This is a genomic window from Sphaerisporangium sp. NPDC049457, from assembly GCF_055586705.1.
In genome coordinates this window covers 253,013-279,421 of record NZ_JBVJHR010000002.1, presented here as the reverse complement: position 1 = coordinate 279,421, position 26,409 = coordinate 253,013, and the positions used below count along the sequence as shown (strand labels likewise).

Below are 26,409 nucleotides of genomic sequence, written 5' to 3'. Positions count from 1 at the left end.
ATGAGGTGCTCCTCACGCAGCCGGATGCTGCTGGACGTGGGTGGCCGGGCGAGGACGGCTGGTTCCCCGCCCGGGCCACGTTCGCGTGGGCCGTCCCCACCGTCAGGTGAGGCCGCCCGCCCAGGGGTAGGTCTTCAGGTACGGATCGGGCTTGATCGGCTTGCCGGAGTTCCAGACCTCCTTGATCTGGCCGTCCGGTTCGATGACGCCGATCCTCGCCGTCTTGTACATGTGCTGGTTCTCGCCGTCGATCGTGACCATGCCCTCGGGCCGCTCGATCGCGATGCCGCCCGCGGCCTTCTTCACGGCCTCGACGTCGGTCGTCCCGGCCTTCTTGACCGCCTCGGCCCACAGGTAGACGGAGTTGTAGCCGGCCTCCATCGGGTCGGAGGTCACCCGGTCGGCGCCGTACTTGGCCTTGAACGCCTCGACGAACTTGGCGTTCGCCGCGTTCTCGGTGGTCTGGTAGTAGTTCCAGGCGACCAGGTGGCCGGCGATGTTGTCGACGCCGATGCCCTTGACCTCCTCCTCGGCGACGCTCACCGACATGACCGGCATCGTGTCGGCGCCCACCCCGGCGCTCTTCAGCTGCTTGAAGAAGGCGACGTTGCTGTCACCGTTCAGCGTGTTGAAGACGGCGTCCGGCTTGGCCTGGACGACCTTGTTCACCAGGGTGCTGTATTCGGTGTGGCCGAGCGGGGTGTACTCCTCGCCGAGCACCTGCATTCCGTTCGCCGCCGCGTACGCCTTGATGATTTTGTTCGCGGTGCGCGGGAACACGTAGTCGCTGCCGACCAGGAAGATCTTTTTCTTGCCTTTTTCTTTGAGGTAGTCCAATCCCGGGACGATTTGCTGGTTGGTGGTGGCTCCGGTGTAGAAAATGTACGGAGAGCTCTCCAGGCCCTCGTACTGGACCGGGTACCACAGCAGCGCCTTGCGCTTCTCGAACACCGGGAGCATGGCCTTGCGGCTGGCCGAGGTCCAGCCGCCGAACACGGTGGCGACCTTGTCCTGGGCGATCAGCTTGGTGGCCTTCTCGGCGAAGGTCGGCCAGTCGGACGCGCCGTCCTCCACGACGGGAACGAGGTGCTTGCCCAGCACGCCGCCCGCCTTGTTGATCTCCTCGACGGCCAGCAGCTCGGAGTCACGGACGGTGACCTCGCTGATCGCCATGGTGCCGCTGAGGGAGTGCAGGAGGCCCACCTTGATGGTGTCGCTCCCACCCGATGCGGCGGTGCCGCCCGTGGTCGTCGATGGCTGACCACCGCAGGCCGCGAGCCCGGTTGCCAGGACCGCCATAACGGCCCCGATGCGCCAAGCTGAATTCCGCAATTACTCCTCCTTGCCGATACGTCCCCCGCACCGACCCATCTGCCGCCAAGGTGATCGAGCCACGTTTCCCGCTGACGTCGCGATTGTTAATTGCCGTTTACCGGCTCCTCACCGCAACAACACAAAAGGATCGCCGGGCCGGGCCGTAATACGCATTCCGCCCCCGTCCGCATACGATCGGGCGGGCCCGACGGAGACCGGTTGCCTTTACCGGAATGGGGCGCGGAAGGACGTGGGCAGGCGATATGCGGGCACCCGTGCTCCCGACACAGACCGGAAATGTCTCCGACACGTCGTCGAAACGGCGGTTGCCTAGGGTCCGGCCATGCGGCTCACCCCACACGAACAGGAACGCCTGCTCATCCACGTCGCGGCGGGCGTCGCGCGCGAGCGTCAGGCCCGGGGACTGCGCCTCAACCACCCGGAAGCGACCGCGATCATCGCGTCGTTCCTCCTGGAGGGCGCTCGGGACGGCAGGACCGTCGCGGAGCTGATGGAGGCGGGCCGCAAGGTGCTCCGCCGCGAGGACGTCATGGAGGGGATCCCGGAGATGCTCGAATCGGTTCAGATCGAGGCCACCTTCCCCGACGGCACGAAGCTCGTCACCGTCCACCGGCCCATCCTGTGACGCCCGGCGAGATCGTCCACGCGGAAGGGGCCGTCCCGCTGAACCCGGGGCGAGAGCGCCTGGTCCTTCGCGTGGTGAACACGGCCGACCGGCCGATCCAGGTCGGCTCGCACTACCACTTCGCCGCGGCCAACCCGGGCCTGTCCTTCGACAGGGACGCGGCGTGGGGCCTGCGCCTGGACGTGCCCGCCGGCACCGCGATCAGGTTCGAGCCCGGCATCGAGCGGGACGTGACGCTCGTGCCGATCGGCGGGCGGCGCGTCGTCCCGGGGCTGCGCCCCGAGTGGGCGGGGCCGCTCGACGCGCGCACGGCCGAGACGGACGAGGGGGACTCCGGTGACTGAGCCGCGGCCGTCGATCGAGCGCTCCCGATACTCCGTGCTGTACGGCCCGACGACCGGCGACCGCATCCGCCTGGCGGACACCGACCTGTTCATCGAGGTCTCCGACGACCTCGCCCGTGGACGTCACGGCGCCGGCGACGAGGTGGTCTTCGGCGGCGGCAAGGTCATCCGCGAGTCCATGGGCCAGGCCAGGACGACGCGCGCCGAGGGCGCACCCGACCTGGTGATCACCGGAGCGGTCATCCTCGACCACTGGGGGGTGGTCAAGGCCGACATCGGGGTCAGGGACGGGCGCATCGTCGCCATCGGCAAGGCGGGGAACCCCGACACGATGGACGGCGTCCACCCGGACCTGGTGATCGGCCCGTCCACCGAGATCCTGGCGGGCAACGGCAAGATCATCACGGCCGGGGCGATCGACTCGCACGTCCACCTGATCTGCCCGCAGATCGTGGACGAGGCGCTCGCCGCGGGCGTGACGACCGTCATCGGCGGCGGCACCGGCCCCGCCGAGGGCACCAAGGCCACCACCGTCACCGGCACGTGGTACCTGGCCCGGATGCTGGAGTCGATGGACGGCATGCCGGTCAACGTGGCGCTGCTCGGCAAGGGCAACACCGTCAGCGAGGAAGGGCTGCTGGAACAGCTCAGGGCCGGCGCCTCGGGGTTCAAGCTGCACGAGGACTGGGGGACGACGCCGTCGGCCATCGACGCGTGCCTGCGGGTCGCGGACGCCACCGGCGTGCAGGTCGCCATCCACACCGACACGCTGAACGAGGCCGGGTTCGTCGAGTCGACGCTGGGGGCGATCGGCGACCGGACGATCCACGCGTACCACACCGAGGGCGCGGGAGGCGGGCACGCGCCCGACATCATCCGCGTCGCGGCGTACCCGAACGTGCTGCCGTCCTCGACCAACCCGACGCGCCCGCACACCGTCAACACCCTCGACGAGCACCTCGACATGCTGATGGTGTGCCACCACCTCAACCCGTCGGTGCCAGAGGACCTGGCCTTCGCCGAGTCGCGCATCAGGCCGTCGACGATGGCCGCCGAGGACGTGCTGCACGACATCGGGGCCATCTCGATGATCGGTTCCGACTCCCAGGCGATGGGGCGGGTCGGCGAGACGGTCATCAGGACGTGGCAGACCGCCCATGTGATGAAGAGGCGCAGGGGTCCGCTGCCCGGCGACGGACGGGCCGACAACGTCCGCGCGCAGCGCTATGTAGCGAAATATACGATCTGCCCGGCCATCGCCCATGGGCTGGACGCGCACGTCGGCTCGGTCGAGGTCGGCAAGCTCGCCGACCTGGTGCTGTGGGAGCCGGCGTTCTTCGGGGTCAAGCCGCAGCTCGTCGTCAAGGGCGGCGTCATCGCCTACGCGCAGATGGGCGACGCCAACGCCTCCATCCCCACCCCCCAGCCCGTCATGCCACGCCCGATGTTCGGCGCGGCCCCGGTCACGGCGGCCGCCACATCGCTGCACTTCGTCGCGCCGCTCGCCATCGAGGACGGCCTGGCGGACCGGCTGCGGGTGAACCGGCGGCTGGCGCCGGTCGCCGACGTGCGCACGCGCCGAAAGGACTCCATGCCGCTGAACGACGCGCTCCCGGCCATCGAGGTGGACCCCGACACGTTCGCGGTCCGCGTCGAGGGCGAGCTCATCGAGCCCGCCCCGGCGGAGGAGCTTCCCATGGCCCAGCGCTACTTCCTGTTCTGACCGGGTTCTGATCATGGACGCGGCGCTGCTGCTCCTGGCCGACTCCCGGCTCCCGGCCGGTGGCCACGGTCACTCCGGGGGCGCGGAGCAGGCGGTGCGCATCGGGGCGATCACCGGCCCGGAGGATCTGGCGCGGTTCCTCCGTGGCCGGCTCGCCACGTCCGGGCTCGTCTCCGCCGCCCTGTCCGCCGCCGCCTGCACCCTGGCGACCTCCCCCGACGCCGCCGAACGGGCGTGGCAGGGGCTGGACGCGGAGGCCGACGCCCGCACGGCGTCGCCGGCGCAGCGGAGCGCGGCGCGCACCCAGGGCAGGCTGCTGCTGCGCAGCGGCCGCCGCATCTGGCCGTCCCCCGCGCTCGACACCCTGGCCCGTGCCGTACCCGACGGCGCGCACCATCCGATCGCCCTCGGCGCGGTGGCCGCCGCCGCCGGGTGCTCGCCTCACGACGCGGCGCTGGCCGCCGCGTACACCTCGATCACCGGACCGGCCACCGCGGCCGTCCGGCTGCTCGGGCTCGACCCCGTCGTCGTGCACCGAGTGCTCGCCGGCCTCGTGCCGGATCTATCCGGCGTCGCCCGTACCGCCGCCGCCGCTGGCGCGGCGCGTACGGCCGCCCCGGGCACGGCCGGTGAGGCCGTCGCCCGCACCGCGTGGGAGAGCCTTCCCGCGCACGCCGCTCCCGCACTCGATCTGCTGGCCGAACAGCACCTACGCACGGAGGTACGGCTCTTTGTCAGCTAACCACGACGACCGCCACGACTCCCCCGACGCCCACGGCAGGGCGCTGCGCCTCGGCATCGGCGGCCCGGTCGGAAGCGGCAAGACCGCGCTGGTCGCCGCGCTGTGCCGCACGCTCGGCCCGGTGCTCCGGCTGGGCGTCGTCACCAACGACATCTACACCACCGAGGACGCCGACTTCCTGCGCAGGGCCGGCGTCCTCGACCCCGAGCGCATCGTCGCCGTGCAGACCGGCTGCTGCCCGCACACCGCGATACGCGACGACATCGCCGCCAACATCGACGCGGTCGAAACCCTGGAGGAACGCTTCGGTCCGCTGGACGTGGTGATCGTGGAGAGCGGCGGTGACAACCTGACCGCGACCTTCAGCCGAGGGCTCGCCGACCAGCAGATCTTCGTGCTGGACGTGTCGGGCGGCGACAAGGTGCCGCGCAAGGGAGGTCCGGGGGTCACCTCCGCCGACCTGCTCGTGATCAACAAGACCGACCTGGCGAAACACGTGGGAGCCGACCTCACGGTGATGTCCAGGGACGCGGCGGCCGTACGCGACGGCAAACCGGTGCTCTTCACCTCGATCAGGGAGGTGCCGGAGGTCTACGCGGTGGCCGAATGGGTGCACGGGGTGGCTCAGTCCTGGGCGCACGCCCGCACCCATTCACACGACTCCGCCATCCCCACCGCCAACACCTGAGCGCGCCCCTGCCCATGTACGAGACCACCCGCCCCGCCGCGACGTACGAACCCCCGGAACCGTCCCGCTCCGACGCCCCCACCCCATCCGCCCGAAACGGCCGAAGCGCGGCGGCCGGGAAGGAGAACGCGGCGGCCGGGGAGGGAACGGCTGAGATCGGCGGGGCGGCGCCGGGCGCCGGCCGGCGGTCGTTCGACGCACGGGCGGTGGTCGCCACCGCGTCGTCCGGCGGGCGTACCGTGCTGAGCACGCTGCGGTCCGACCCGCCGCTGACCTTGCGCCAGACCGGTCCTGGCACGGTGCACCTGGTGTCCACGGCCGCCGGGCCGCTCGGCGGCGACCGTCTCGAACTGGTCCTCGACGTCGCCCCCGGCACCCACTTGAAGATCGCCTCGGTGGCCGGCACGCTCGTCCTCCCCGGGACGGGAGAGTCCGTCATGACGATCGAGGCCCGGGTCGGCGCGGGGGCGACGCTCGTGTACGCCCCGGAGCCCACCGTCCTCGCGGCGGGCTGCGAGCATCGCATGATCGTCCGCCTGGCTCTGGCCGGGGGCGCGTCGGTGTCCTGGCGCGAGGAGATCGTCTTCGGCCGGTACGGCGAGCGGCCGGGCCGCTGCCACGCCCGCTTCGACGCGACCATCGAAGGCGTGCCGCTGCTCCGCCAGGAGTTCGTGGCCGGCGACCCGGCCGTGGACGGCAGCCCGGCGGTGTACGCCGACGCACGCTGCGTGGGCAACCTCCTCCTCGCCGGCCCTGCCTTCACCAACCCTCGGCCTCCGGGCACGACCGGAAACGAAGCCGTGCTCGCCGAAGGCTGCGCGGTGCTGCCGCTCGCCGGCCAAGGCACGCTGATCTCCGCCCTGGCCCCGGACGCCCCCACCCTCCGCACCCGCCTCACCTGGGGCGAGTCACAACTGAGCCCGCACGGCTGACACCGGATCCCCGTCCACCGGCACCAGGGCACCCGCACGCGCACCACCCCGCATCCCGCCGACGCGGCGCCAGAAGGCATCACCGCCAGGGGCGGAATGGACGTGGTGCGAGGTTGGTCGGGGGGGTGGTCAGTCGTAGAAGCCTAGGCGGCGGAGTTGTTTGGGGTCGCGTTGCCAGTCTTTGGCGACCTTGATGCGCAGGTCCAGGTAGACGTGGGTGCCGAGGAGGGCCTCGATCTGCTTGCGGGCGCGGGTGCCGACGTCCTTGAGGCGGGCGCCCTTCGGGCCGATGACGATGGCCTTCTGCGAGGGGCGTTCGACGAACATGTGGGCGTAGACGTCGAGAAGGTCGTCGCGGCCCTCCCGGGGGGTCATCTCTTCGACCACGACGGCGATGGAGTGGGGAAGCTCGTCGCGCACGCCTTCGAGGGCCGCCTCGCGGATGAGCTCGCCGACCAGCACCTGCTCGGGCTCGTCGGTCAGCTGCCCGTCCACGTACAGCGGCGGGGACTTCGGGAGGCGCTGGATCAGCAGGTCGCCGAGCACGTCGAGCTGCTCGCCCGACTCCGCCGAGACAGGGACGATCTCCGCGAAGTCGCCAAGCCGTGACACGTCCAGCAGCCGGGCGGCGATCTGCTCGCGGGAGGCCAGGTCGCACTTGGTGACCACGGCGACCACCGGGGTCTTCTTGACGGCCGCGAGCTTCTCGGCGATGAACCGGTCGCCCTTGCCGATCTGCTCGTCGGCCGGCACGCAGAATCCGATGACGTCGACCTCGGTGAGGGTGGACAGCACGAGGCTGTCGAGCCGCTCGCCGAGCAGGGTGCGGGGACGGTGCAGGCCCGGCGTGTCGACGATGACGAGCTGGGCGTCGGGCCGGTTGACGATGCCGCGGATGGCGCGGCGGGTCGTCTGGGGCTTGGACGAGGTGATCGCCACCTTGGCGCCGACCAGCGCATTCATCAACGTCGACTTGCCGACGTTGGGCCTGCCGACGAAGCAGGCGAACCCGGCACGGAACTCAGCGGCTGAGGAACTCACGCCACCCATTGTCGCCGATCAGACCGACCGCCCCTCCCCTCGGCGGGTGGAGCATCGCCTCGACCGGCGCTCCGGGCCGGGCCCGCGCGGGAAGCACGCGTCAGCGGAAGCGGCCCTTGAGGGAGCCGTCGGGGGCCGCGAAGAACAGAATGGCGTCGCCGAGGTCCTGGACGACCGCCATGTCCTCTTCGTTGGGCTCCTCCTCATCGCTGACCAGGGCCGCGGCCTCCAGCGAGACCGCTCCGCTGGAGGCGGCCATCGCCACGGCGACCTGGACGGCGGACAACCGCAGAGAAGGCAGGTCCACGTTGGTCGCCGTGTAGGTGCGCCCCGTCTCGTCGCGGACGGCGGCGCCCTGGACCGTCCCGTTGCGAGCGCGCGCGGCACGGGCCAGCGTGATGATCTTGCTGTCCTCTGGATCGAGGTTGGTGTCGGTCACGGGCAAAGGCTACTCGGCGGCCCCGCGGTCCCCGGCCTCCAGGAGGAGGGTCGCGGGGCGGCGCACGACCGGCCGGAGGCCTTCACGGTTCCCGGGCCTCGCGCCGCCTGCGCCTTATCCGATGCGTTCCAGGTACCTTCCCTGCGCGGCCGTCCGGCCGGGCAGGGCGAAGGTGAAGGCGTTCTCGGTCGGCGTCCGTTCAATACGCGCGGACATCTTTCCGGTGCGCACGGTGATCATGGCCGCGAAATACCACTAAATCCGACATATCTCGACGATCGAGGGCGCGCTGTTGGCTAGGCTTCTGCGTCGTGTCCGGGCGGTGGCCTGCGGGACGGGACGGGCCCCCTGACGGCGGCCCGGCGGCCGGGTCACCTCGCCGAGAGATGGAGTTGACGGATGGCCGGTCGGGGGATCATCGCCGCCGCGCTGGCGCTCGCACTCGCCACAGGTCCGGACGCGGCCGCCGCGTCGGCCGCGCGCGCGCCGGAACAGTGCTCGCCGCCGCACGGCGGCACCCAGGTGGGCGAGTCGTGGGCGCAGCGGCGCCTGGCGTTCACGGGGGTATGGGCGCTCACCATGGGTGAAGGCGTCACCGTGGCGGTGATCGACAGCGGCGTGGACATCCGCCACCCGCAGGTGAGGGTGGCCAAGTCGGTCGACCTGACCGGAACCGGCCCGCTGGACTGCGTCGGCCACGGGACGGCGGTGGCCGGGATCATCGGCGGCGCCGACATGAAGGAGATCCCGTTCGCGGGCGTGGCCCCCAAGGCGCGGCTGATCTCCATCAAGCAGACCAACAGCGAGCGCGGAGACGTGGCGCTGCTGGCGCAGGGCATCAGGCAGGCGGCCGACCTGGGCGCCCAGGTCGTCAACATCTCCGTCCAGACCAGCGACCAGCCCGACCTGAAGGCGGCCGTCGAGTACGCCCTCGCCAAGGACGTGGTGATCGTGGCCGCGGCCGGGAACATCAAGAAGGAGGACGGCACCCCCGCCGCCGTCTACCCCGCCTCCTACCCCGGCGTGCTGTCGGTGGGCTCCGCGGGCCCGGACGGCAGGCGCAACGACTTCTCCAACTCCGTCACGCCGGTGTCGGTCATCGCCCCCGGGCAGGACATCACCAGCACGTGGCCCGGCGCCTCCTACCGCCAGGACCTGCAGGGCACCAGCTACGCGGCGCCGTACGTCGCCGGGGTGGCGGCGCTGGTGCGCTCGCGCCATCGCGAGCTCGACAACGTCCGGGTGCGGCGGCGCATCGAGATCACCGCCGACGGCGCCTCGGGCACGGGGACCGGCGCCGGCATGGTGAACCCGCTCATGGCCGTGTCGGAGATCCTGCCGTCGGAGGTGGTGGCCATCGCCCCCCGCCCGGCCGAGGCGCTGCCGTCGACGGTCGTGACCAAGCCGCGGCCTCCCGACCAGGAGGCGATCAACACTTCCGCGGCCGTGGCGGTGATCGCGGTCCTCGCCGCGGGCCTGGTGACGGCCGTCGGGGTCGTGGTCCCGCTGGGTCGCCGCCGCGGGTGGAAACCGGGACGCGCGATGGCTCCCGTCGACTGAGCCGGCGTCCGTTATCCGCCGTCCGGCCGCGTGGGCGAAATTCCGTACCCGTTTACCACCGCGAAGATCACCCGATCCGTAACATGTGATGCAGACGTGACGAAATATGTTAAGTGCGACACATGTAAGTGGTGTCATGATGCTTGAGTTGATCCACAGGGGCTTGAGTTGATCCACAGGGGAAGGCGATAAAGGACATGCAGTCGTTGCTGCCGGACGACCCCAAGCAGGTGGGCGCGTACACGCTTCTTGGGCGGCTGGGTCAGGGAACTCGGGGCGTCGTCTACCTGGGCCGCCTCTCCGGTGAAGCGGCGACCGCGGAAGCGGAAGCCGAGACCGAAACCAAGGCCGAAACCGAGACCGAGACCGCGCAGGGCCGGGGGGCCCAGAGCGCGGCCGAGAGCACGGCCGAGGCCGAAGCGCCCGCCGCGTCCGCCCCCTCCGCCGGTACGGGCGAGCCCGACCGGCTGTTCGTCGTCAAGCTGCTGCCCGCCTGGCCGGAGGCCGACGCGGACGCCCGCGCGCGGGTGGTCGACGACCTGTCCGCGGCCCAGCGGGTCTCCAGCGCCTACGCGGTGCGCAGCGTCGACGCCGGCTGGCTGGACGACCGCGCCTACGTCGTCCGCGAGCACGTCGAGGGCCGCTCGCTGCGCGAGGCCGTCGAACTGGACGGCCCGCTGACCGGCGACGCCCTCGAGCGCGTCGCCGTCGGCACGCTGACCGCGCTCACCGCCATCCACCTGGCCGGCATCGCCCACCGCGGCCTCACCCCCGACAACGTCCTGCTCGCCGCGGACGGCCCCCGCGTCTGCGACTTCGGCCTCGGCGAGACGGCCTACCGTTCGCCCGAGCAGGTCCGCGGCGAGCCGACCGGCCCGGCCGCCGACCTGTTCGCCTGGGCGAGCACGATGGCGTTCGCGGCGACCGGCGAGGAGCCGTTCGGCGACGACGCCGAGGCGATCGCCACCGCCCGCGCCGACCTCGGCGGCCTTCCCACGCCGCTGCGTGACGTCGTGGCCTCCTGCCTCGCCAAGATGCCCGCCGAACGGCCCACCGCCCAGGGGGCGATGCTGTGGCTGCTCGGCGAGGAGAAGGCGGCACCGCCGGCCCCCGTCATCCCCGCCGCGCCCGTCGCGGGCGTGCCGGTGCCCGGTCTCCCCGTTCCCGGTTCGGGGCCGTCGAGCACGCCCACCGTCCCCGCCGGGCAGGTGAGCCCGGCCGGCGCCCCCGAGCAGCAGACCTGGGTGGAGGTGAGCGGCGGCGGCGCGCGGCCGCCGGTCGTTCCCCCGCAGGGCGCCGAGGGCGAGCCCGCGACGGTGTACGCGGCCGAGCCGCAGCCGCCCCAGCAGGTGTGGGGCGCCCCGGCGCTCCCCACGGGCGAGCCCGAGCGGCACGAACTGCCCGCCGCCGTCAGCGGCGAGGCGCCCCCCGCGGCGCCGGCGCGCAAGAAGACCGGCGCCCACTTCCCCGTCGGCCTGGCCGCGGGCGTGGGCGTAGTGATCGGCCTGTCCGGCCTCGGCCTGTGGGGCGCGGGGCACTACGCGGGCACCGGCCAGCAGATCGGGCGGGTGGCCGCCGAGGGACAGGTCAACACGAGCGTTCCCGAGCCGTCCGGCGGCCTCGGCAACGTCGCGGGCGTCGGCGAGAGCGTCGCGCCGCGCCCGCAGGTGACCGTGCCGTGGGCCACTTCTCCCGCTCCGCAGGAGACCGGCGTGTACCCGATGCAGCTGACGACGTCGACCCCCTCGGTGGGGGTGCCGCACTGGTCGCCGGGTCCGCAGTTCACCCCGCCGCCCATCCCGTCGGCCCCGCCGACGCCGTCGATCTCGCCCAGCCAGGTGTCGTCGCCGACCCCGGCCCCGACGGTCACCGTCACCGCGACGCCCGGCCCGACGATCACTCCGTCCGCCGAGCCGACCAAGGAACACCCGACGAATCCGCACGAGTCGCCCACCCCGACGGGCAGCGAAAGCCCGTCGCCGGACGCGACGCCGACGGGCGACCTCACCCCGACCCCGACTCCGAGCCCGTCCGGGCCGCAGAACAACCTGGTGCCGACGGGGACGCCGTCGCCGAGCGCCTCCCCGTCCGCGACGCCCACCCCGTCGGTGAGCAGCACGGCCACGCCCAGGCCCACCCGTACGCGGACGCCGATCTGGTCGCGGACTCCCAGCCCGAGGCCGACGGTGACCAGGACGGTCGCGCCCAAGCCGACGGTGACCAGGACGGTCACGCCGAAGCCGACCGTCAGCCGCAGCCTCCCGGTGACGCCGGCCCCGTCCAGGAGCCAGGCGCCGACCACCAACCCGTACACGCCGCAGCAACTGTGCAACTCGACGGGCAAGGGCTCGGGCTTCTACGTCCAGCGGCAGAGCGCGTTCACCGGCGGCGTCACCTACCTGCTCTACAGCTCCGCCAGCGGCTTCAACTGCCTGGTCACGATGAAGACGCAGAACATCGGCGTGGCCACGCCGGTCTCGGCGACGCTGGAGGTGCAGGGCTCCTCGCCGGTCACCGACGCCGGGTCGTTCAAGTACTACGCCGGCCCGGTCGTCATGCAGGCCAAGGGCAAGTGCGTGCGCTTCACCGGCGGCGCGGGCACCGCCTCCACCAGCGCGCCGTTCGGCAACTGCGGCTAGCGGCGCCGCGACCGTTCGAGCCAGGGCGAGGCCCGGCCGCCACGTGCGGCCCGGGCCTCGTCTGATGTCATCTCCCACCCGTGAAGTTGAAGGACGACCGAATGACGACCAGCGGCGGCCCGTTCTCCCCCACCGGCGACCCGGAGGTGGACGAGGTGCTGGAGGCGCTCGCCGCGCAGGCGTCCGCGTTCCACGCGGTCGGCCGGCAGATCTCGGAGACGCGGGGGCGAGGCGAGGCCCAGGAGGGCCGCGTCGTCGTCGAGGCGCTCCCCGGCGGTTCCGTGGTCTCCCTGCACATCGATCCGCGCGCGATGCGGCTCGGGTCCGAGGCGCTGGCCGACGCGATCCTTGCGGCGGCGCGGCTCGCGGAGGCGGACGCCGCCGAGCGGGCCGAGTCGCTGATGTCCCCGCTCGTGGCGGAGCCCGCGCCGTCCGACGGCCTCACCCGTCCATGACCTCCGGCCGCGGGCCGCACTAGAGTGATCGCCGTGGAGGGATGGGAGCCGGCGGACCCGTTCGAAGAGAGCCTCCGCTCGGCGTTCGAGGCACACGATCTGGCCCGCTGTCTCGGCCTGCTCCGCCTCGCCCAGTTGGCGCTGCCGGTCAGCCCGGCGGCCGCCGCCGGGCGCGAGCCGGTCGCCTGGCCGACCGCCTCCGACTCCGAGGGCACCTGGATCCTCGCCTACACCTCGGCCGAGGCCATGTGGGCGGGCATCGGCGGGGCGACCCCGCACCACCGCGTCGTCACGCTGCCAGAGCTGGCCGCGGGCTGGCCCGACCCCCGCTACGGGCTCGCGGTCAATCCCGGCCTTCCGCTGCACCTCTTCCTGAGGTCGGGCACGGTGGCCAGGCTCGCGGCGCCCTCACTGGCCGAAGAACGCCTGGCCGACCCCGGCGCCGGGCTACCGGTCGTGCAGAAGCTGCTGACGCCCCGCGAGTTGTACGCGTATCTGGCGGAGGGGGAGTCCCGGGTCTCCGGGTACTGCCACAACGCGCTGGACGTGGCGCACATCGCGACCCCCGCCGTGCTGGCCGACGCGGTCGGCATGGCGTCGGTGGAGGGGGTGGTCACCGAGGAGGGCTCGGTGAACATGCTGCGGTGGGCCGCCGTCGGGCTGAACCTCTACCGCACCCCCTACGGCGGCGTGGACGAGGAGAGCAGGGCGGCCGTCGACGGGTGGCTCATCGAGGAGCCGCCGTTCATCGGCCTGGGGCTGGCGCCGAACGTCGACCAGGTGATCCGCGAGTACAAGCTGGACGGCGTCGGCCTGCCGCACGGTGCCGAGATCTGGGAGCTGACCGACGCGGGGGTCCAGCGCCGCCGCGCCGTGTACGACGGCGACGCGGAGCGCTGGCTGCTCGTCCACGCCCGGCCGTCCGGCGAGGGCTCCACGGGCGTCGCGGACGGCGTTCCCGGCGCCGAGCACGACGGCTCCGGCCGGGGGCCGCGATGAGGTGGCACGGCTACCGCGCGCGCTGGCGGGGCGTGGAGTACGACGCCGTCCCCGACGCGCGCCCGCACGGGTTGTGGATGCGGCTGCGGGCCGCCGAACCTCTGGAGGGGTTCGAACCGGTCGCGTCCGGACGGTTCGTACGACCGGTGCCGGCGCGGGAGTGCGAGGGCATCGTCTTCGTGACGACGGCCGGCCTGTGGCGCGGCGCCCCGTGCCAGGTGCGCGACGAGCGCGACGGCCAGGTGCTGATCGAATACGTCGGAGGGCTGCTGCCGGTGGCGCGCGCGCTCGGACTTGAGCGGGTCGAGCGGGGCGTGCACCGGGGGTGGGTCCCCCGCGCGGAGGTCGCCGACCTGCGCGAGCACGTCGTCCCGCTGGATCTGTGACCGCGCCGCCGTCTGACCGCGCCGCCGCCTTCCGCGTCCGGTTCTCCTGATACGGTCCGCCGCAAATCCGGACATAACAGTCAGTGCGTTGTATATACCGCAATCGACGCGCAAATGCTTGCCGAGTGAATTGGCGAATGCCACAATGGCCGATCAAGCAGCTGTTTCCCTGAAGTTAGGTCATGGTTACGGTGCCATTAAGCACTTCAGACCATGCGGACAGGTGCTCGGGGAGGTTATGTGGAGGAATTCGCCGACGGGGGCGGGGCGGAGATGCGAGCTTACGCGGAAGAGCTTCGCACCACCTTCACGCGCCTGCAGGAACAGGCGCCCGCGGTACACCGTAAAGCGCGCGCCGTTCAGGTCACCGAGAAGTCCGACGACGGGCTGATCGCGGCCACCGTCGGCGCCCGCGGCGACCTCATCCGCCTCGACATCGATCCCCGCATCTACCGGCGGCCGGACTCCCGGGAACTGGCCGACACCATCACCGCGACCGTCCAGCGCGCCGCGGCGAGGGCCCAGGACGAGGTCATCGACCTGTTCGAGCCGCTCATCCCGCGCGAGCAGATGAAGGCCCACCTCGACGGAGACCTCGACGCCGTCCTTGAGCAGATGGCCCGGCAGATGCTCGGAAGGCGGTGACCCCATGCCCGAGAACATCGACCTGCACGCTCCGACCGCCGCCCAGGCGCTCGCGCGGTGGGACGCCGCGACGTCGGGCATCACCCGCCTGTGGACGGCGGGGTCCGCACGCATCCAGCGGCTCACCGCGGCGTCCCCGTGGGGGGACGACGCCGCCGGCGCGGCCTTCCACACCGCGTACACCAAGGGCGGCGGGCCCGAGATCATCGCCCAGGCCGGACAGCGGATCATGGACGACGTCGACGCGCTCGGCGGCAAGGTCCGCACGGCCGTCACCCGGACACGCCGGACGGACCGGACCCAGGCCGGCGACACCCTGAGCATTTGAGCCCGCGCCCCCGAGTGCCGGCACCGGCCACCACCGGTCCAGACCGTCCGGACGGCCGGACGCCGCCCAGACCCGCGACGCTGACGAGATTGGGGTGAGAGGGTGTCAGGCACCAACCCCAACGTCAACCCCAACACCCCCGGCGGGCGCCCGTCCCCCGGCATCGGCGGCACCTCCTCCACCGACATCACCCCCGCATGGGGCGAGTCGCTGCCCGCCTGGGTGGACACCTTCATCGCCCTGCTCGCCGCCGGGCAGAGCTGGCCGAAGGCCAGCGAGAGCCTGCTGTGGGAACTGGCCAAGGAGCACCAGGCCCTCGGCGAGGCGCTGCACGGCGCGGTGGACCCGAGCATCGCGGCCGGCCAGGCCGTCCTCACCGGATGGCAGGTGCCCGCCACGCCGCTGTACGTCGAGCAGGCCAACCTGGTGCTCAAGGGCGACGCGGGAGTCTACGGGCTGGGGCAGCTCCACCTCTACAAGGCCCTGCAGGTGGACGACTTCGCGCGCGAGACGCAGTACTCGAAGATATCGATCAACGTGGCGTTCTGGATCGGGGTCATCGCCGCGTTCATCGCGCTGGTCACCGCGTTCTTCACCGCGGGCGCCACCACTCCGGTGATCGGCCCCATCGCCGCCTCCACCCGCGCGGCCATCGGCCGGATCCTCCAGCGGCTCGTGGCGGCCGCCGGGCGCGACGGCGCCGCCATGGCCACGCGGCTGGCGGCGGGCAGGGCGGCGCAGGCCGGCGGCAGGGGCCTGGTCCGCACGATGCTGACCAGCCACCTCGGACGCGAGATCATCGAGGAGATCGGCGAAGAGGTCTTCATCGACGCCTACAGCCAGCACAAGCAGATGGAGATGGGCACGCGCTCCAGCTGGGACTGGGACAAGACGAAGGCCTCGGCGATCGGCGCGGGCGGCGGCGCGGTGATCGGCATGAAGGTCGCCGCCCCCCTGCTGTCCCGCTACGGCAGCCGGATCCCGGTGATGAACCGGCTGGACGACGCGGCCCGCAACGGTTCGGGGGTCTCCAGCTTCCTCGCCGGGTTCGGGCGCGACGCCATGCAGACCGGCCTGAACAACATGGTCGCCTCGCCGGCCGGAAGCTTCCTCGCCAACGGGGCGGTGTACGGGGACTGGAACCCGCTGCACTCGCTGACCCCTGAGGCGGTCGGCGGCGCGTTCATGGGCGGCGCCGGCCGCACCCGGACGATCAGCCCGACCAACCCCGCGGTCCTTCAGGCGATCACGCACCCGGTGCAGTCGCTGCAGACCGCCAACGCCGCCGCGGCCGCGAACGACGCCGCCCGCGCGGCCTCCAACACCAACCCCGTCCCCAGCACGAACACCTCGCCTACCAGCACGAACACCGGCCCCGCCGCCACAGGCACCGGCCCCGCCGGCGGCCCACCCACGACCTCCACCAACTCCACCTCCAGCGCCCCCTCCCAAACCAGCACCGGCACAGGAACCGGCACCGGCTCTGGCACAGGGACTGGGACTGGGACAGGGACTGGGACTGGCACCGGCACCGGCACCGGCACTCAAACCAGCACAGGAACTGGTACCGGGACTGGCACCGGCACCGGCACCGGCACCCAAACCAGCACAGAAACCGGGACCGGCACCCAAACCAGCACAGAAACCGGTACCGGGACTGGCACCGGCACGGGGACCGGCTCGCAATCTGGTACCGGCAGCGGTGCCCAGGCCGGCGCCGGCACGGGGGCGCAGCAGCTCGCCTCGTCGGGGAGCGCAGGGCAGCCGGCCACGTCCGGCGACCCTTCCGGCGCGAGCACGCCCGCGCCGTCGTCGCAGGGGTCCGGGAACCCCGCGACGGCGCAGCAGGCCACCCCGCCTTCCGGGTCCAGCCCCTCCGGAGCGAACCCGACACAGACCGGCGCGCCGGCCGCCCCCGCCACACCGAGCACCCCCGCCACGCCAGGCGCCCCGACCACGGGCACACCGGCCACGCCAAGCACGGCCACGCCCAACGCCGCCGCGATGTCGAACCCGACGACCCCGCCGCCCTCCGGCACGACGGCATCGGGAACTCCCCAGGTGGCGGCGCCCTCCCCCAACCCCGCGCCGGTCCCGCCGAATGCTCCCGCCACCTCCACGCCGGGCCCCTCCTCGCCGGCGGCCGGCGCTCCTGGGACGTCCGGCACGTCCACTGCAGGTACGACCACCCCGTCCGGCGTCCCGGCCGTGCCCTCCACGGGGCCGGCGCCGCTGTTCATGCCGGGCATGCCGTCCGTGCGGATGGGGCAGGGCGCGGCGTCCCCCCGGGGCACGACCGGCAACCCGGCCGCCCCCGACCCCACGCAGACCACCCCGGCCCCCACGACCACCGCACCGAACCCCGCACCCTCTACCTCCACCCCCGCACCGACCCCCGCCACTCCGGAATCCACTCCCGCACCGAACTCCACTGCGTCCGCATCGAGCCCCGCGACCTCCACACCCGCTGCCTCGACTTCCGCACCCACCCCCGCGACGTCCGCACCGAACGCCACGACCGCCACACCCGCCCCCGCGTCCCCGGCGCCCGTCCCGGCACCTATCGCAACGGGCCGTGCGACCTCCGCACCGGACCCCGGCAATGCCGCGCCGGGTTCCCAGGCCGCCGCCACGCCCGCCTCCACCGTCGCCTCGCCCGGCCCGGGCTCGGCCGGCGCCGGGAGCGCTCCGGCGGTGCTTTCGCCTACGGACGCCCGGGTCAAGCGCCGCGTCAACGTCCTGCTGAGCGAGGTGCTGCCGCTGGTGGCCCCGGACGCGCTGCCGCTGCGGGACGGCACCATACGGGTGACCGGCCCCGACGGCCGGGTGCGTCACGTCCCGGCCGACGTCGTCACCCGCCTGCGGCAGCGGTTGCGCGTACGGGTCGCGGACGGCGCCCAGGACGACCGGCTGCGCGCCGAGGCGGCGGCCCGGCTCGGCGCCGCCATCGCGCAGGCGGCGCACCTGTCCCCCATGGAAGGCGCACTGAACGCGCTCGGCCGGCTCGCTGACGACTCCCCCCACATGATGGACGTCATCGCGGACGTGGCACGTCAGGTCGTCGGCGATCGGTGGGGCCGCCTGCGGGCGAAGGATCTCAGCGAGGCAGGGGTCCGCGTGGCCGAGGAGGCGAACGGCCGCCTCCCGGAGGAGGCGACGAACTTCGACACGATGCGCGTCGGGCCGCTCGACGACCAGCGGCGCGCCATCTCCGAACGTGCCGCGACACTGAGCGCCGACCTCGAGAACCAGAACGCCACCGGCACGGCCGCGAACCAGAGCGGGACGGGTGCGAACGCCAACCGAACCGGGACGGGTACAGCCCAGAACCGAACCGGGACGGCTACAGCCGCGAACCAGACCGGGGCGAGTACGGGCAGCGTGAGCGGCTCTGCCGGTGTCGGGGTGTCGCAGTCGCAGGTGAGTTCCGGTCCTGGCACGACGGGTCCGACGGCCTCGCGGCCCGCGCAGGGGGTGGTCCGCGCGTTCCTCGGCGCGCTGCGGAACCCGTTCCGCGGGGCGACCGACGCGTTCAACGCCTACGTCGAGGCGCGGTTCACCGAGTACCGGCACCTGGCCGGACTGTGGTCGAACGGCGCCCCCGACCAGCGCAACCACTATGAGGCCGCGCTCCGCCGGGTGATGTCCGACCTCGAAGCGCACGGCCGGCCCGCGCCGGTGCCGCCCTGGGCCACGCACCTGATCCACACGGTGACACCCGCCCCCGCCGTCTCGGGCACTGCCGCCGCGTCCGCTCCCGCCGGCTCGGGCACTGCCGCGACGTCCGGCTCCCCCGTGACGGCGACGAGCCTTTCCGGGGCTCCTGCTCCGGCGGCGAGTCCGTCCGGGGTCCCGGTGCCGGAGCCGGTCGCCGAGCTGGCCGATCGGGTGCGGCGGATCCGGGCGGCTCTGGAGGCGACGCGGGACGGGCTGAAGGTGCGGGCGGCCGAGAACCACGACAAGGCGAAGGACGCCGCCAAGCGCGGCAGGGCCGCGCGCAAGAAGGCGAAGAAGGCCGCCCAGGCGCTGGACGCGTGGCACGCCGAACGCAGGCGGGCCCATCTCCAGGAGAGTCGTCTCGAAGGCATCGCGGCCGAGCACTACAGTCACATCGCCCGGGGCTACGGCGCCGCCCTGACCCAGGCGCGCGCGGTGTCGGACGCGTACGCGGCCGTGGCGGACGCCCTCGACCGGCTCGCCTCCGGGCAGGACCCGACGCCCGCCGCCGACCTGGCGGCGGAGGTCGCCCGGCTCACCGGTGAGGCGGACACGGCGTTCGCGAGGTTCGACACGGCGATGACCGCGGCGCGGCCGCCGCAGGCCCTGCTGGCCGCCGGTCTGCCGAGCGGACGGCTGCCGCACCTGACGAGGCTCACCAACGTGGTGAACCAGATCCTGGCCGACCGGGGGGCCGCCGCGTCTATCAGCGTCGAAGAGCTGCTGTGGCGCATGCGCTCGGACGTCCAGGCGCTGGTCTCCGGCGACGGCCTGGTCATGCGTTTCGACCTGCGGAGGAGGGGGCCGCTGCGCTACGGGCGCGTACCTCAGGGAGAGCTGCGCATCCATCTCGAACTGGGCGAGCCGGTCGAGGTGCCGAACTCCGGCAGGAACTTCTCAGAAGGCATGATCGGGTGGCTGCCGCAGGGAGGGAGCTGGGTCTCGGCCACGATCACCCGGGCCATCAACGCGGCGTTCGGCCTCGACCTGTCCAAGCTCGCGCAGCTCGTCCCGCATGACGGCGGCGTCCTCACCCAGGTGAAGACCTGGGCCAAGATCATCCACGTCGGCGTCAAGTTCAGCGGCGGCCACTCCGAATCGGAGACGGGCGCGCACGCCGAGCACGTCCTGCCGGGTCAGGTGGCGGACAACCGGGGCGACGCGACGCTCCTGCACGTCCCCGGCACCTACACCGTCGGCTTCCGGCCGGTGAACCGGAGCGGGCCTCCCGCAGCCTGGCGGACGTTGGCGCAGGTCAGCGAGGGCGTCGGCAACGACAAGAGCGCCGTTGAGATGTGGCTCTCGCACGCCCACACCCAGCGCGCCCCCGATCAGACCTTCCGGCTCCCCGCCGCTGAGCGGCCGGTCGCGAGGTTCCCCCGGTACGTCCCGCTGCAGGTGGAGGGGCTGGAGTCGCTGGCCGAACGGGCCGTGACCACCGCCGGGCCCGCCCAGGTGCCGCTGAGCGGCGCGGCCCGCGAGCAGGTGCGCGCGATCCTCACCCAGGACCTGCCCGGCTACCTCGACGAGGCCGTCGACGACCCCGACGGCTTCCAGCGGAACATCAACGACGGCGGCCGCGTGGGCATCCTGCGCGTGCGGTCGGAGCCCGTCACGACGCGGCTGGCGGCGCGTCCGGGCTGGAAGCAGTTCCAGGAGTGGCTCGGCATCACCTTCTCCGGCCTCACGGGGTCGGCCTCGGCCACGCGGTCCAGGGGGATCAACCTGAAGGGCGGGTTCGGTCTCGCCGGCGACACGCCGGGCTCGAAGGGCTGGCACGGGCTGAAGGTCCTGCTGTCGGGCGCCTTCCAGTGGAACTGGTCGCGGTCGGACAGCGTGTCGGCCAGCCGCGTCGCCATCTACCCGCTCGTGCGGCGCTGGATGGGGCGGAGCAACACCCACGAAGTGACGATGCGGCATCACGTCACCGTCTACTTCCCCGACGAAGGCGGGCCGCGTCCGACCGCCACCGGCGACAGCCGGATGCTGCTGCAGACTCCGGAGCCCGACTCGGCGCGCGCGGGCTGGGACGTCGTCCCGGACGCCGTCGTCAGGGACGGCAACGGCGCGATGACCAGGAACGCCGACGGCACGGTGCGGTTCCGCGACGATCCCGTGCCGGAGGCGCCTCCGGGCCGCAAGGCGGAGCCGCCGGCCTCGCTGGACGCCAGGACCGGCGGCGGCCCATCGACGCTGTACCTCGACCCGGCGGACGTCAGGCGGAGGCGGGACGAGGTCCTGAAGAGCCTGCGGGCGCTCGGCCTGGTGCCTGAGGTCCGCAACGGGTTGCCGCGGCCGTCGGTCGACGGACTGGAGGCGGCGGCCCAGCTCGCCAACCTGCGAGAGGTGCGAGAACAGCTGTCGGTCAACGGGCTGCAGAGCCGCATCGACCAGGCCTCCCAGGACGGCGTGTACCTCCGCCTGACCCGCGTCTCGGCCGGCCGCAGCCTCCAGCATGTCACGTTGCGCGTCCGCCTCGGCGCCACGGGCCGTCCCCGGTACGACGGGTGGTCGGAGGCCGAGGGCCAGGTGTCGCTGAACATCAGCTCCAACACCGCCGTGCGCGCGAGGGGCCGGACGAGGTCGCTGGGCATCTCGATCGGCCTGTCCTTCGGCCGGATGGCGAAGAGGCTCGGCTTCCACTGGAGCGGCGCGGAGGGCGGCTACTCGGGCGCCCTGAGGAAGATCCTCGGCTGGGCCTCCGGCTACACCCTGAACGAGGTGACGCTGACCGAGGGCACGCCGACCGCCCAGTTCACGCAGCGGTACGTCATGGAGGTCGACCGGATCCACCCGAGCGGCCGGGCGCAGTCGCTGCTGTCCCCCGAGTCGGTGGCCGAGCCGGTGTCCGGGCGCCTGTTCGTGCCCACCGACCTGCTGCCGGAGGCGGACCCGGTGCCGCACCCGGTGGTCACCCATCCGACCACGATCGAGATCATGCGCCACGCGACCCTGACCGGCGTGGACGTGACCGGCATCATGGACAAGCTCCGCAGCGTGCTTCCGCGCGCCGCTCTGGCCGACTCCGCGGCCCTCCACGAGCTGGCGGCCTTCGCCGGCACCCGGACGTTCCTGTCCGACACCGGCTGGCTGTACACCGAGCACCGCACCGACGTCGTCGTACGTCCCAAGGGCCTGAGGCCGGTCCAGGCGTCGGCCGGGGTGCGGGTCGAGCTGGGCGACTCGGAGTTCGAAGGGGTCGTCGACCCGATCACCGGTGACATCGCCCTGGCTCTGACCAGCACCTCGTCGAACGCCGGCGCCGGCCGCACGAACGGCCTCAACGGCTCCGTGGGGTACGGCATCGGCAGCCCGGGGAGCGTCGGCGTGAGCGGCTCGGCGTCGCGGAGCGCCGACCACTCGGGCTCCCGGACGATCATCACCGGCGACGAGCCGATCACGGTCCGCACCGGCAAGCAGTACCGCTACCGGGCGTCGGCGACCTTCTTCGTCTCCGGCGCCGAGAACGGCGGCGAGGTCCGCCGCGAGGTGCTGGCCGACCGCACGGTCCGCTATTACCTGCCGGAGCTGACGGCCCTGTCGCTCTACGGTCACGGTGAGATGCCGCTGCCGCTGCACGTGGTGGCCGACGCCATGGAACGCTTCCTGAACGGCCACCTCAAGCTCGACCACGCCATGGTCATGAGGGTGGCGCGCCAGTATCTGCTCCAGCGGTCGGCCGCCGCGCAGGACCCGGCCGTCCCCGCGTACCCCCTGGTCGCCAGGCACACACCGCAGGTGCTCTTCGACGGGATCACCGTGCGGCTGGACAACGAGCTCGCGGAACGCGTCCGGGACCTGGGCGACCTGCTCGACCCCGTGCGCCACCTGAAGAAGATCCTGGTGGCGATGCCCGAGCAGATCCGCCGGCGGATGGGGATCACCACCTTCGAGTCGGTCGACCTGTACACCACCACCGGCGGCCCGTCGGTCCGCATGGAGGTGCTGGAGGCGGTGATGAACCGCATCAGGGCGGCGATCCCGAACGCCCAGGTCACCGACCTGGTGATGACCCGCGCCCTGGCCGGCATGCTCGTCGGCGACAACTGGCGGGGAACCGTCCAGAACCAGCTGTCGCCCGAGGGGCTGGAGTGGGAGCAGCCGGTGCGCGTGGGCCGGCACCGGATGAGGCTGCTGAGGATCAACATCGACACCCGGATCCTCGACGACCCGGCGCTGCTCGAAGGCCGCAACGACGAGACCGTGCACATCAAGCAGCCCTACGGGTACGACGAGGAGGGCCGGGCCCGGTCGGCCGGCTGGTCGTTCGCCGGCGGGGTGAACGGCGGGCTCGCGGGCGACGAGCACGGCGTGGGCGCCGGCGTCGGCAGTCACCTCGGGCACACCCGCTCGGAGTCGGACGGCGAGCAGCACACCCAGCTGGAGCGCACGGCGTCCTTCGACGGGGCGGACCTGGTCCGGCAGAACGTGCAGGTCACCGTGACCGTCACCTCGATGCCCCTCCCCCGGGGCCGGGTCGGCAACCGGCTCACCCGGCCGCTGCACGCCCTTGCCGGCCGGACGGCGCGCCTCGTGGCCGGCACGGCGAGCAGGGTGGCGGGGCGAACGTCCACCGAGCAGGCCGATCCTCCGCCGCTCGTGCTGATGGGCACGGCGGTGCGGCTGGTGCCGGACGGGCTGACCGTGCGCCAGGAGCAGGCGCGCCCGCTGCCGAAGCCGCTTCCCGACGCGCGCCCGGTGGAGCTGCCGGAGTCGTACTTCCCGGTGGAGACGACCGCCTACGGGCTGGTCTCCGCGGTGCGCACGGCTCTGGCCGCCGATGACCTGCTCGGCAGGGAGGGCGTCCAGGAGCAGTGGACGCGCGTGTCGCACGCGCTGTCGTGGCTGGCGTTGAACGCCAAGCTGAAGCTGATGATGGACCCCGAGGGCTACCCCATGGTGCGCATCCCCATGCCGGGCGGCAAGGTGGTGGACGTGTGGGTCCAGGCCCGGACCTCCGAGGACCAGCTCGTCGTCGGACCGCGGAGGAACGTCGAACGCGGCAACGCCTACCGCAGGCAGGTGACCCACGGCACCGCGACCGACCGCAACAGGCCGGGCCCGCTGAACCGCAACGTGGACCCCGGCCAGAGCGTCTGGGGGACGAGCGAGAGCTTCTCCTCCGGAGAGCAGGCGGGCGAGCACCTCTCCGCCGCCGGCGGCACGCGCAGGGAGAAGGTCCTCAACGAGAAGGGCTCCATGGTCACGGTCACCTCGCGGGTGGACTACACGGTCACGTTCAGGGTCTCCACCGTGCGCAGGAACGGCAGCGAGCGCCCCGGCCGCGTGATCGAGCTGCCCGCCCCGGTGGCCGGCACCACCGAGGTGATGATGACCGCCGCCGACTACGAGGCCATGCTCGCCCGGCGGCGGACGGCCGATCCGGGCAGGGGCTGGTCCTTCGACGGCGAACAGGACGAGAGCGGCCGGCGGCGCCCGCCGTGGCGGCGCACCCCGTCCGGGCATCCGCCGCAGTCGCTGGAGGAGCTGGTGAACGCCGCGAGCGGCCGGCCCGGCTTCGCCGAGGATCCGGTCGGGGTGGTGGCCGCGGAGTTGCGCGGGCGCCTGCCCCGCCTCGGCCGTTCCGCCGGCCCGGTCTCGCTGCGGGCCACGTCGGCCCCCGCCGACCTGCCGGTGCCGCTGACGTGGGCGCGTCTGCTGTCGCGCGAGCTTCGCACCGACGTGCGCCTCGACGTGGCGGAGCAGGGCGGGGTGCGCGGCTACCTCGCCACTCCGGCCGGCGCTCTGGAGAGCGCCGCACAGGACGACGGCGGGTTCGCCGCGGCCGTGGCGACCCTGCCGACCGATCTGGCCGGGCCGGCGGTGGCCCACAGGCTGGACCTGCGCCGGCTGTTCAACGGGGCCACCCGGCAGGGGACCTTCGACGAGCAGGTCGCGGCCGAGTTGCGCGACCTCGGTGTGACGCCGCCGCAGCGGCAGGAGCCGATCTTCCCCCGCCCGCTCTGGGGGCCCGGCCCGGAGGAGGCCGCCGGCTCGGCGTCGCTGGGCAGCATGGGCGTCCCCGCCCCGGTCGACCCGGGCTCGGGTTTCGTCAAGGGACGGGCGCCGGCGGACGGCCCGCTGGAGATGCCCGAGGTGCGCGCCGCCTGGCGGACGGTGGAGGCGTCCGACCTGGGCAAGGACGCGCGCGTCACGGTGTGGCCTGACGACGGTCCCATCCTCATGGTCATCACCGGCCCGATCGGCCCGGTCCACTTCCGCCCCACCGTGGAGGCGGTCCCGGACGACCGGATGGCGAGCACGGACCTGCGGTCGGGCTCCCCCTTCACGATCAGGCTCGACCCGGACATTCCTCCGCACCTGGTGGCGCGGGTCCTGATCCACGAGGTGAGCCACGCGCTCCGCGAGCTCACGGCGATCACGCACGGCGTGCCGCAGGGGATGATCCGCCCGCCGCTCACGGCCCCGGACCCGAACGTGCCCGCCCCCACCTGGGACGCGTGCGCCGAGGCCCGGGTGGACGAGTACCGGCACCTGTCGCGCATGTGGACGCAGGCGGCGCCGGACCAGCGGGCGGGGCTGCGCTCGCAGCTGGAGGGCCTGGCCCGGCTCATCGAGGCGCGCGGGCTCACTCCCCCGCCGCCGCCCTGGGCCGGCGGCCCGCAGGCCGTGCCGCGCCCGAGGGCGAGCATCAGCAGCCTGCTCAACCAGCCGCCCCCCGATCCCGCCACGGGGAACGCCGCCGGGACGCCGGCGCCGCGGGGCGAGTCCCGGGAGGAGTACTGGGCCCGGATGCGCCGCATGAGCAACACCACCGGCTGGATCCCCCCGGAGGAGGAGGCGGAGTGCCTGTGCCCGCCGGACCGGCCGTGCGTGTGCGGGCGCCGGCGTTCCCCGGCGCCGCAGCCCACGTCGCCCTCCCCCGCGTCGCCCTCCCCTTCTTCGCCGTCACCCACGTCGCCGCCTCCGGAGTTCGCGCGTCCGCCCGTCCCGCGTCGGGACGACTCCGGCGAGCCGCTGACCACCCCACCGCCGCGCCTCGGCGGCGCGGACCCGAGGAAGGTGCTGGTCGGGCCCAAGGACTCGCTGTCTCGCATCGCCCGCCGGTGGCTCGGACCGGGCGCCACCGAGGCCGAGGTGGCGCGCGCCGCGCGAGACTGGTACGAGGCGAACCGTGACGTGATCGGGGACGACCCCGACCTGATCCAACGCGGCCAGGTGCTGACGCCGCCGACGCAAGGAAGCAAAGTATGACGCTCCCAGTGGCCAGGACCAGGGACGAAGCGCACCTGTACCTCGACCTGCGCCCGTGCGAGCGGTGCGGGTCGGTGGAGACGGCGTGGGAGCACGCCCTCGTCGCCGTCCCGGAGGGCCTCGCGGCCCGGTACTCCGGCGTGTGCTCCGGCTGCGGCGCCGAGCGCGCCCACCTGTTCGGCCTGCCCGAGCGCGAGACGGGCGACGGCCCGTTCCCCACGTTCGGCGGCCCCGAGCCCTCGCGGCTGCTGGACGCCGGGGAGTGGCTGTGGGTCGCCGACCTGACGGCGGGCAACGTCCCGGCGGGCGACCCGGACGCGGCGCGGCGGGCGCTGGCGATCGCGGTGGCGGCCGTCGAGGAGGTGGTGAAGTTCGTCCCGCCGGGCGAGGAGGAGGTGCCCGAGCGGGCGTTCTGGACCGACCTCGGCCGGCAGGTGCGCGGCGCGGAGCCGGGCCGCTTCCAGGTCGGCCGCCTGCTGGTCGTCCGCGACGCCTACCGGCGGATGGCCGCACGGCAGTGACCGGGGCGCGCGGGTCCCGGGCGAAACGGCGGCGCGCGGACCCGCGGCGCCCGAGCGGATCGGCGACCGGCAGCG

19 protein-coding genes are annotated in these 26,409 nt (G+C 73.2%); 15 read left to right on the top strand and 4 right to left on the bottom strand.

Annotation, left to right across the window (positions count from 1 at the left end):
- Positions 1 to 102 precede the first annotated feature (102 nt).
- Entirely contained in the window at positions 103 to 1,299 is a 1,197-nt protein-coding gene (gene urtA / locus ACZ6QO_RS04595; protein WP_465847634.1) for an urea ABC transporter substrate-binding protein, read from the bottom strand.
- A gap of 358 nt (positions 1,300 to 1,657) precedes the next feature.
- Between urtA and ACZ6QO_RS04590 the strand changes: the two genes are divergently transcribed.
- Genes ACZ6QO_RS04590 through ACZ6QO_RS04565 form a run of 6 tightly spaced genes read left to right on the top strand, consistent with a single transcriptional unit; the run spans position 1,658 to position 6,389 of the window.
- A complete protein-coding gene (locus ACZ6QO_RS04590; protein WP_465847632.1) occupies positions 1,658 to 1,960 on the top strand; it encodes an urease subunit gamma in 303 nt (100 codons plus the stop codon).
- Positions 1,957 to 2,304, top strand: a complete 348-nt coding sequence (locus ACZ6QO_RS04585; RefSeq protein WP_465847630.1) for an urease subunit beta — start codon at positions 1,957 to 1,959, stop codon at positions 2,302 to 2,304. The genes ACZ6QO_RS04590 and ACZ6QO_RS04585 overlap by 4 nt, the downstream gene beginning before the upstream one ends.
- Positions 2,297 to 4,027: an urease subunit alpha gene (locus ACZ6QO_RS04580; RefSeq protein WP_465847628.1), complete on the top strand. Its 1,731-nt coding sequence runs from the start codon at positions 2,297 to 2,299 to the stop codon at positions 4,025 to 4,027. The genes ACZ6QO_RS04585 and ACZ6QO_RS04580 overlap by 8 nt, the downstream gene beginning before the upstream one ends.
- 13 nt (positions 4,028 to 4,040) lie before the next feature.
- Complete coding sequence (locus ACZ6QO_RS04575) at positions 4,041 to 4,769, top strand: urease accessory protein UreF (protein WP_465847626.1); 729 nt, start codon at positions 4,041 to 4,043, stop codon at positions 4,767 to 4,769.
- Positions 4,759 to 5,457, top strand: coding sequence for an urease accessory protein UreG (gene ureG, locus ACZ6QO_RS04570; protein WP_465847625.1), 699 nt, complete (start codon positions 4,759 to 4,761; stop codon positions 5,455 to 5,457). The genes ACZ6QO_RS04575 and ureG overlap by 11 nt, the downstream gene beginning before the upstream one ends.
- Positions 5,458 to 5,471: 14 nt before the next feature.
- Positions 5,472 to 6,389 carry an urease accessory protein UreD gene (locus tag ACZ6QO_RS04565; protein WP_465847623.1) on the top strand — a complete coding sequence of 306 codons (918 nt, stop codon included), beginning with the start codon at positions 5,472 to 5,474 and terminating at the stop codon, positions 6,387 to 6,389.
- 129 nt (positions 6,390 to 6,518) lie between these two features.
- Here ACZ6QO_RS04565 and era read toward each other — a convergent pair whose 3' ends face one another.
- From era to ACZ6QO_RS04550, 3 genes are all read right to left on the bottom strand, one after another.
- Entirely contained in the window at positions 6,519 to 7,439 is a 921-nt protein-coding gene (gene era, locus ACZ6QO_RS04560; protein ID WP_465847621.1) for a GTPase Era, read from the bottom strand.
- Positions 7,440 to 7,530: 91 nt separating this feature from the next.
- Complete coding sequence (locus ACZ6QO_RS04555; protein WP_465847619.1) at positions 7,531 to 7,869, bottom strand: cytidine deaminase; 339 nt, start codon at positions 7,867 to 7,869, stop codon at positions 7,531 to 7,533.
- Positions 7,870 to 7,983: 114 nt separating this feature from the next.
- Entirely contained in the window at positions 7,984 to 8,109 is a 126-nt protein-coding gene (locus ACZ6QO_RS04550; protein ID WP_465847617.1) for a hypothetical protein, read from the bottom strand.
- 159 nt (positions 8,110 to 8,268) lie between these two features.
- Between ACZ6QO_RS04550 and mycP the strand changes: the two genes are divergently transcribed.
- The 9 genes from mycP (at position 8,269) to ACZ6QO_RS04505 (ending at position 26,334) form a co-directional block, all read left to right on the top strand.
- Positions 8,269 to 9,429, top strand: coding sequence for a type VII secretion-associated serine protease mycosin (gene mycP, locus ACZ6QO_RS04545; protein ID WP_465847616.1), 1,161 nt, complete (start codon positions 8,269 to 8,271; stop codon positions 9,427 to 9,429).
- Between the two features lie 197 nt (positions 9,430 to 9,626).
- A complete protein-coding gene (locus ACZ6QO_RS04540) occupies positions 9,627 to 12,068 on the top strand; it encodes a serine/threonine protein kinase (RefSeq protein WP_465847614.1) in 2,442 nt (813 codons plus the stop codon).
- A 101-nt stretch (positions 12,069 to 12,169) separates the two neighbouring features.
- Entirely contained in the window at positions 12,170 to 12,523 is a 354-nt protein-coding gene (locus ACZ6QO_RS04535) for a YbaB/EbfC family nucleoid-associated protein (RefSeq protein ID WP_465847612.1), read from the top strand.
- A 33-nt stretch (positions 12,524 to 12,556) separates the two neighbouring features.
- Positions 12,557 to 13,522 (top strand): SseB family protein, encoded by a 966-nt coding sequence (locus ACZ6QO_RS04530; RefSeq protein WP_465847610.1) that lies wholly within the window; start codon positions 12,557 to 12,559, stop codon positions 13,520 to 13,522.
- Positions 13,519 to 13,908, top strand: a complete 390-nt coding sequence (locus tag ACZ6QO_RS04525) for a hypothetical protein (RefSeq protein ID WP_465847608.1) — start codon at positions 13,519 to 13,521, stop codon at positions 13,906 to 13,908. Before ACZ6QO_RS04530 ends, ACZ6QO_RS04525 begins: the two co-directional genes overlap by 4 nt.
- A 273-nt stretch (positions 13,909 to 14,181) precedes the next feature.
- On the top strand, positions 14,182 to 14,553 hold the full coding sequence (locus ACZ6QO_RS04520) for a YbaB/EbfC family nucleoid-associated protein (RefSeq protein ID WP_465847606.1): 372 nt from the start codon (positions 14,182 to 14,184) through the stop codon (positions 14,551 to 14,553).
- A 4-nt stretch (positions 14,554 to 14,557) separates the two neighbouring features.
- Entirely contained in the window at positions 14,558 to 14,881 is a 324-nt protein-coding gene (locus tag ACZ6QO_RS04515; protein ID WP_465847605.1) for a hypothetical protein, read from the top strand.
- Positions 14,882 to 14,983: 102 nt separating this feature from the next.
- The gene (locus ACZ6QO_RS04510) at positions 14,984 to 25,813 is read left to right on the top strand and encodes a WXG100-like domain-containing protein (RefSeq protein ID WP_465847603.1); all 10,830 of its coding nucleotides are present in this window, start codon (positions 14,984 to 14,986) and stop codon (positions 25,811 to 25,813) included.
- Positions 25,810 to 26,334: a hypothetical protein gene (locus ACZ6QO_RS04505; protein WP_465847602.1), complete on the top strand. Its 525-nt coding sequence runs from the start codon at positions 25,810 to 25,812 to the stop codon at positions 26,332 to 26,334. Before ACZ6QO_RS04510 ends, ACZ6QO_RS04505 begins: the two co-directional genes overlap by 4 nt.
- Positions 26,335 to 26,409: the final 75 nt, after the last annotated feature.

Bases quoted from the DNA above. Each gene is read 5' to 3' on its own strand.
- urtA (WP_465847634.1), bottom strand. From the start codon at position 1,299: ATGGCGGTCCTGGCAACCGGGCTCGCGGCCTGCGGTGGTCAGCCATCG.
- ACZ6QO_RS04590 (WP_465847632.1), top strand. From the start codon at position 1,658: ATGCGGCTCACCCCACACGAACAGGAACGCCTGCTCATCCACGTCGCG.
- ACZ6QO_RS04575 (WP_465847626.1), top strand. From the start codon at position 4,041: ATGGACGCGGCGCTGCTGCTCCTGGCCGACTCCCGGCTCCCGGCCGGT.
- ACZ6QO_RS04565 (WP_465847623.1), top strand. From the start codon at position 5,472: ATGTACGAGACCACCCGCCCCGCCGCGACGTACGAACCCCCGGAACCG.
- era (WP_465847621.1), bottom strand. From the start codon at position 7,439: ATGGGTGGCGTGAGTTCCTCAGCCGCTGAGTTCCGTGCCGGGTTCGCC.
- ACZ6QO_RS04550 (WP_465847617.1), bottom strand. From the start codon at position 8,109: ATGATCACCGTGCGCACCGGAAAGATGTCCGCGCGTATTGAACGGACG.
- mycP (WP_465847616.1), top strand. From the start codon at position 8,269: ATGGCCGGTCGGGGGATCATCGCCGCCGCGCTGGCGCTCGCACTCGCC.
- ACZ6QO_RS04540 (WP_465847614.1), top strand. From the start codon at position 9,627: ATGCAGTCGTTGCTGCCGGACGACCCCAAGCAGGTGGGCGCGTACACG.
- ACZ6QO_RS04535 (WP_465847612.1), top strand. From the start codon at position 12,170: ATGACGACCAGCGGCGGCCCGTTCTCCCCCACCGGCGACCCGGAGGTG.
- ACZ6QO_RS04525 (WP_465847608.1), top strand. From the start codon at position 13,519: ATGAGGTGGCACGGCTACCGCGCGCGCTGGCGGGGCGTGGAGTACGAC.
- ACZ6QO_RS04520 (WP_465847606.1), top strand. From the start codon at position 14,182: ATGCGAGCTTACGCGGAAGAGCTTCGCACCACCTTCACGCGCCTGCAG.
- ACZ6QO_RS04515 (WP_465847605.1), top strand. From the start codon at position 14,558: ATGCCCGAGAACATCGACCTGCACGCTCCGACCGCCGCCCAGGCGCTC.
- ACZ6QO_RS04505 (WP_465847602.1), top strand. From the start codon at position 25,810: ATGACGCTCCCAGTGGCCAGGACCAGGGACGAAGCGCACCTGTACCTC.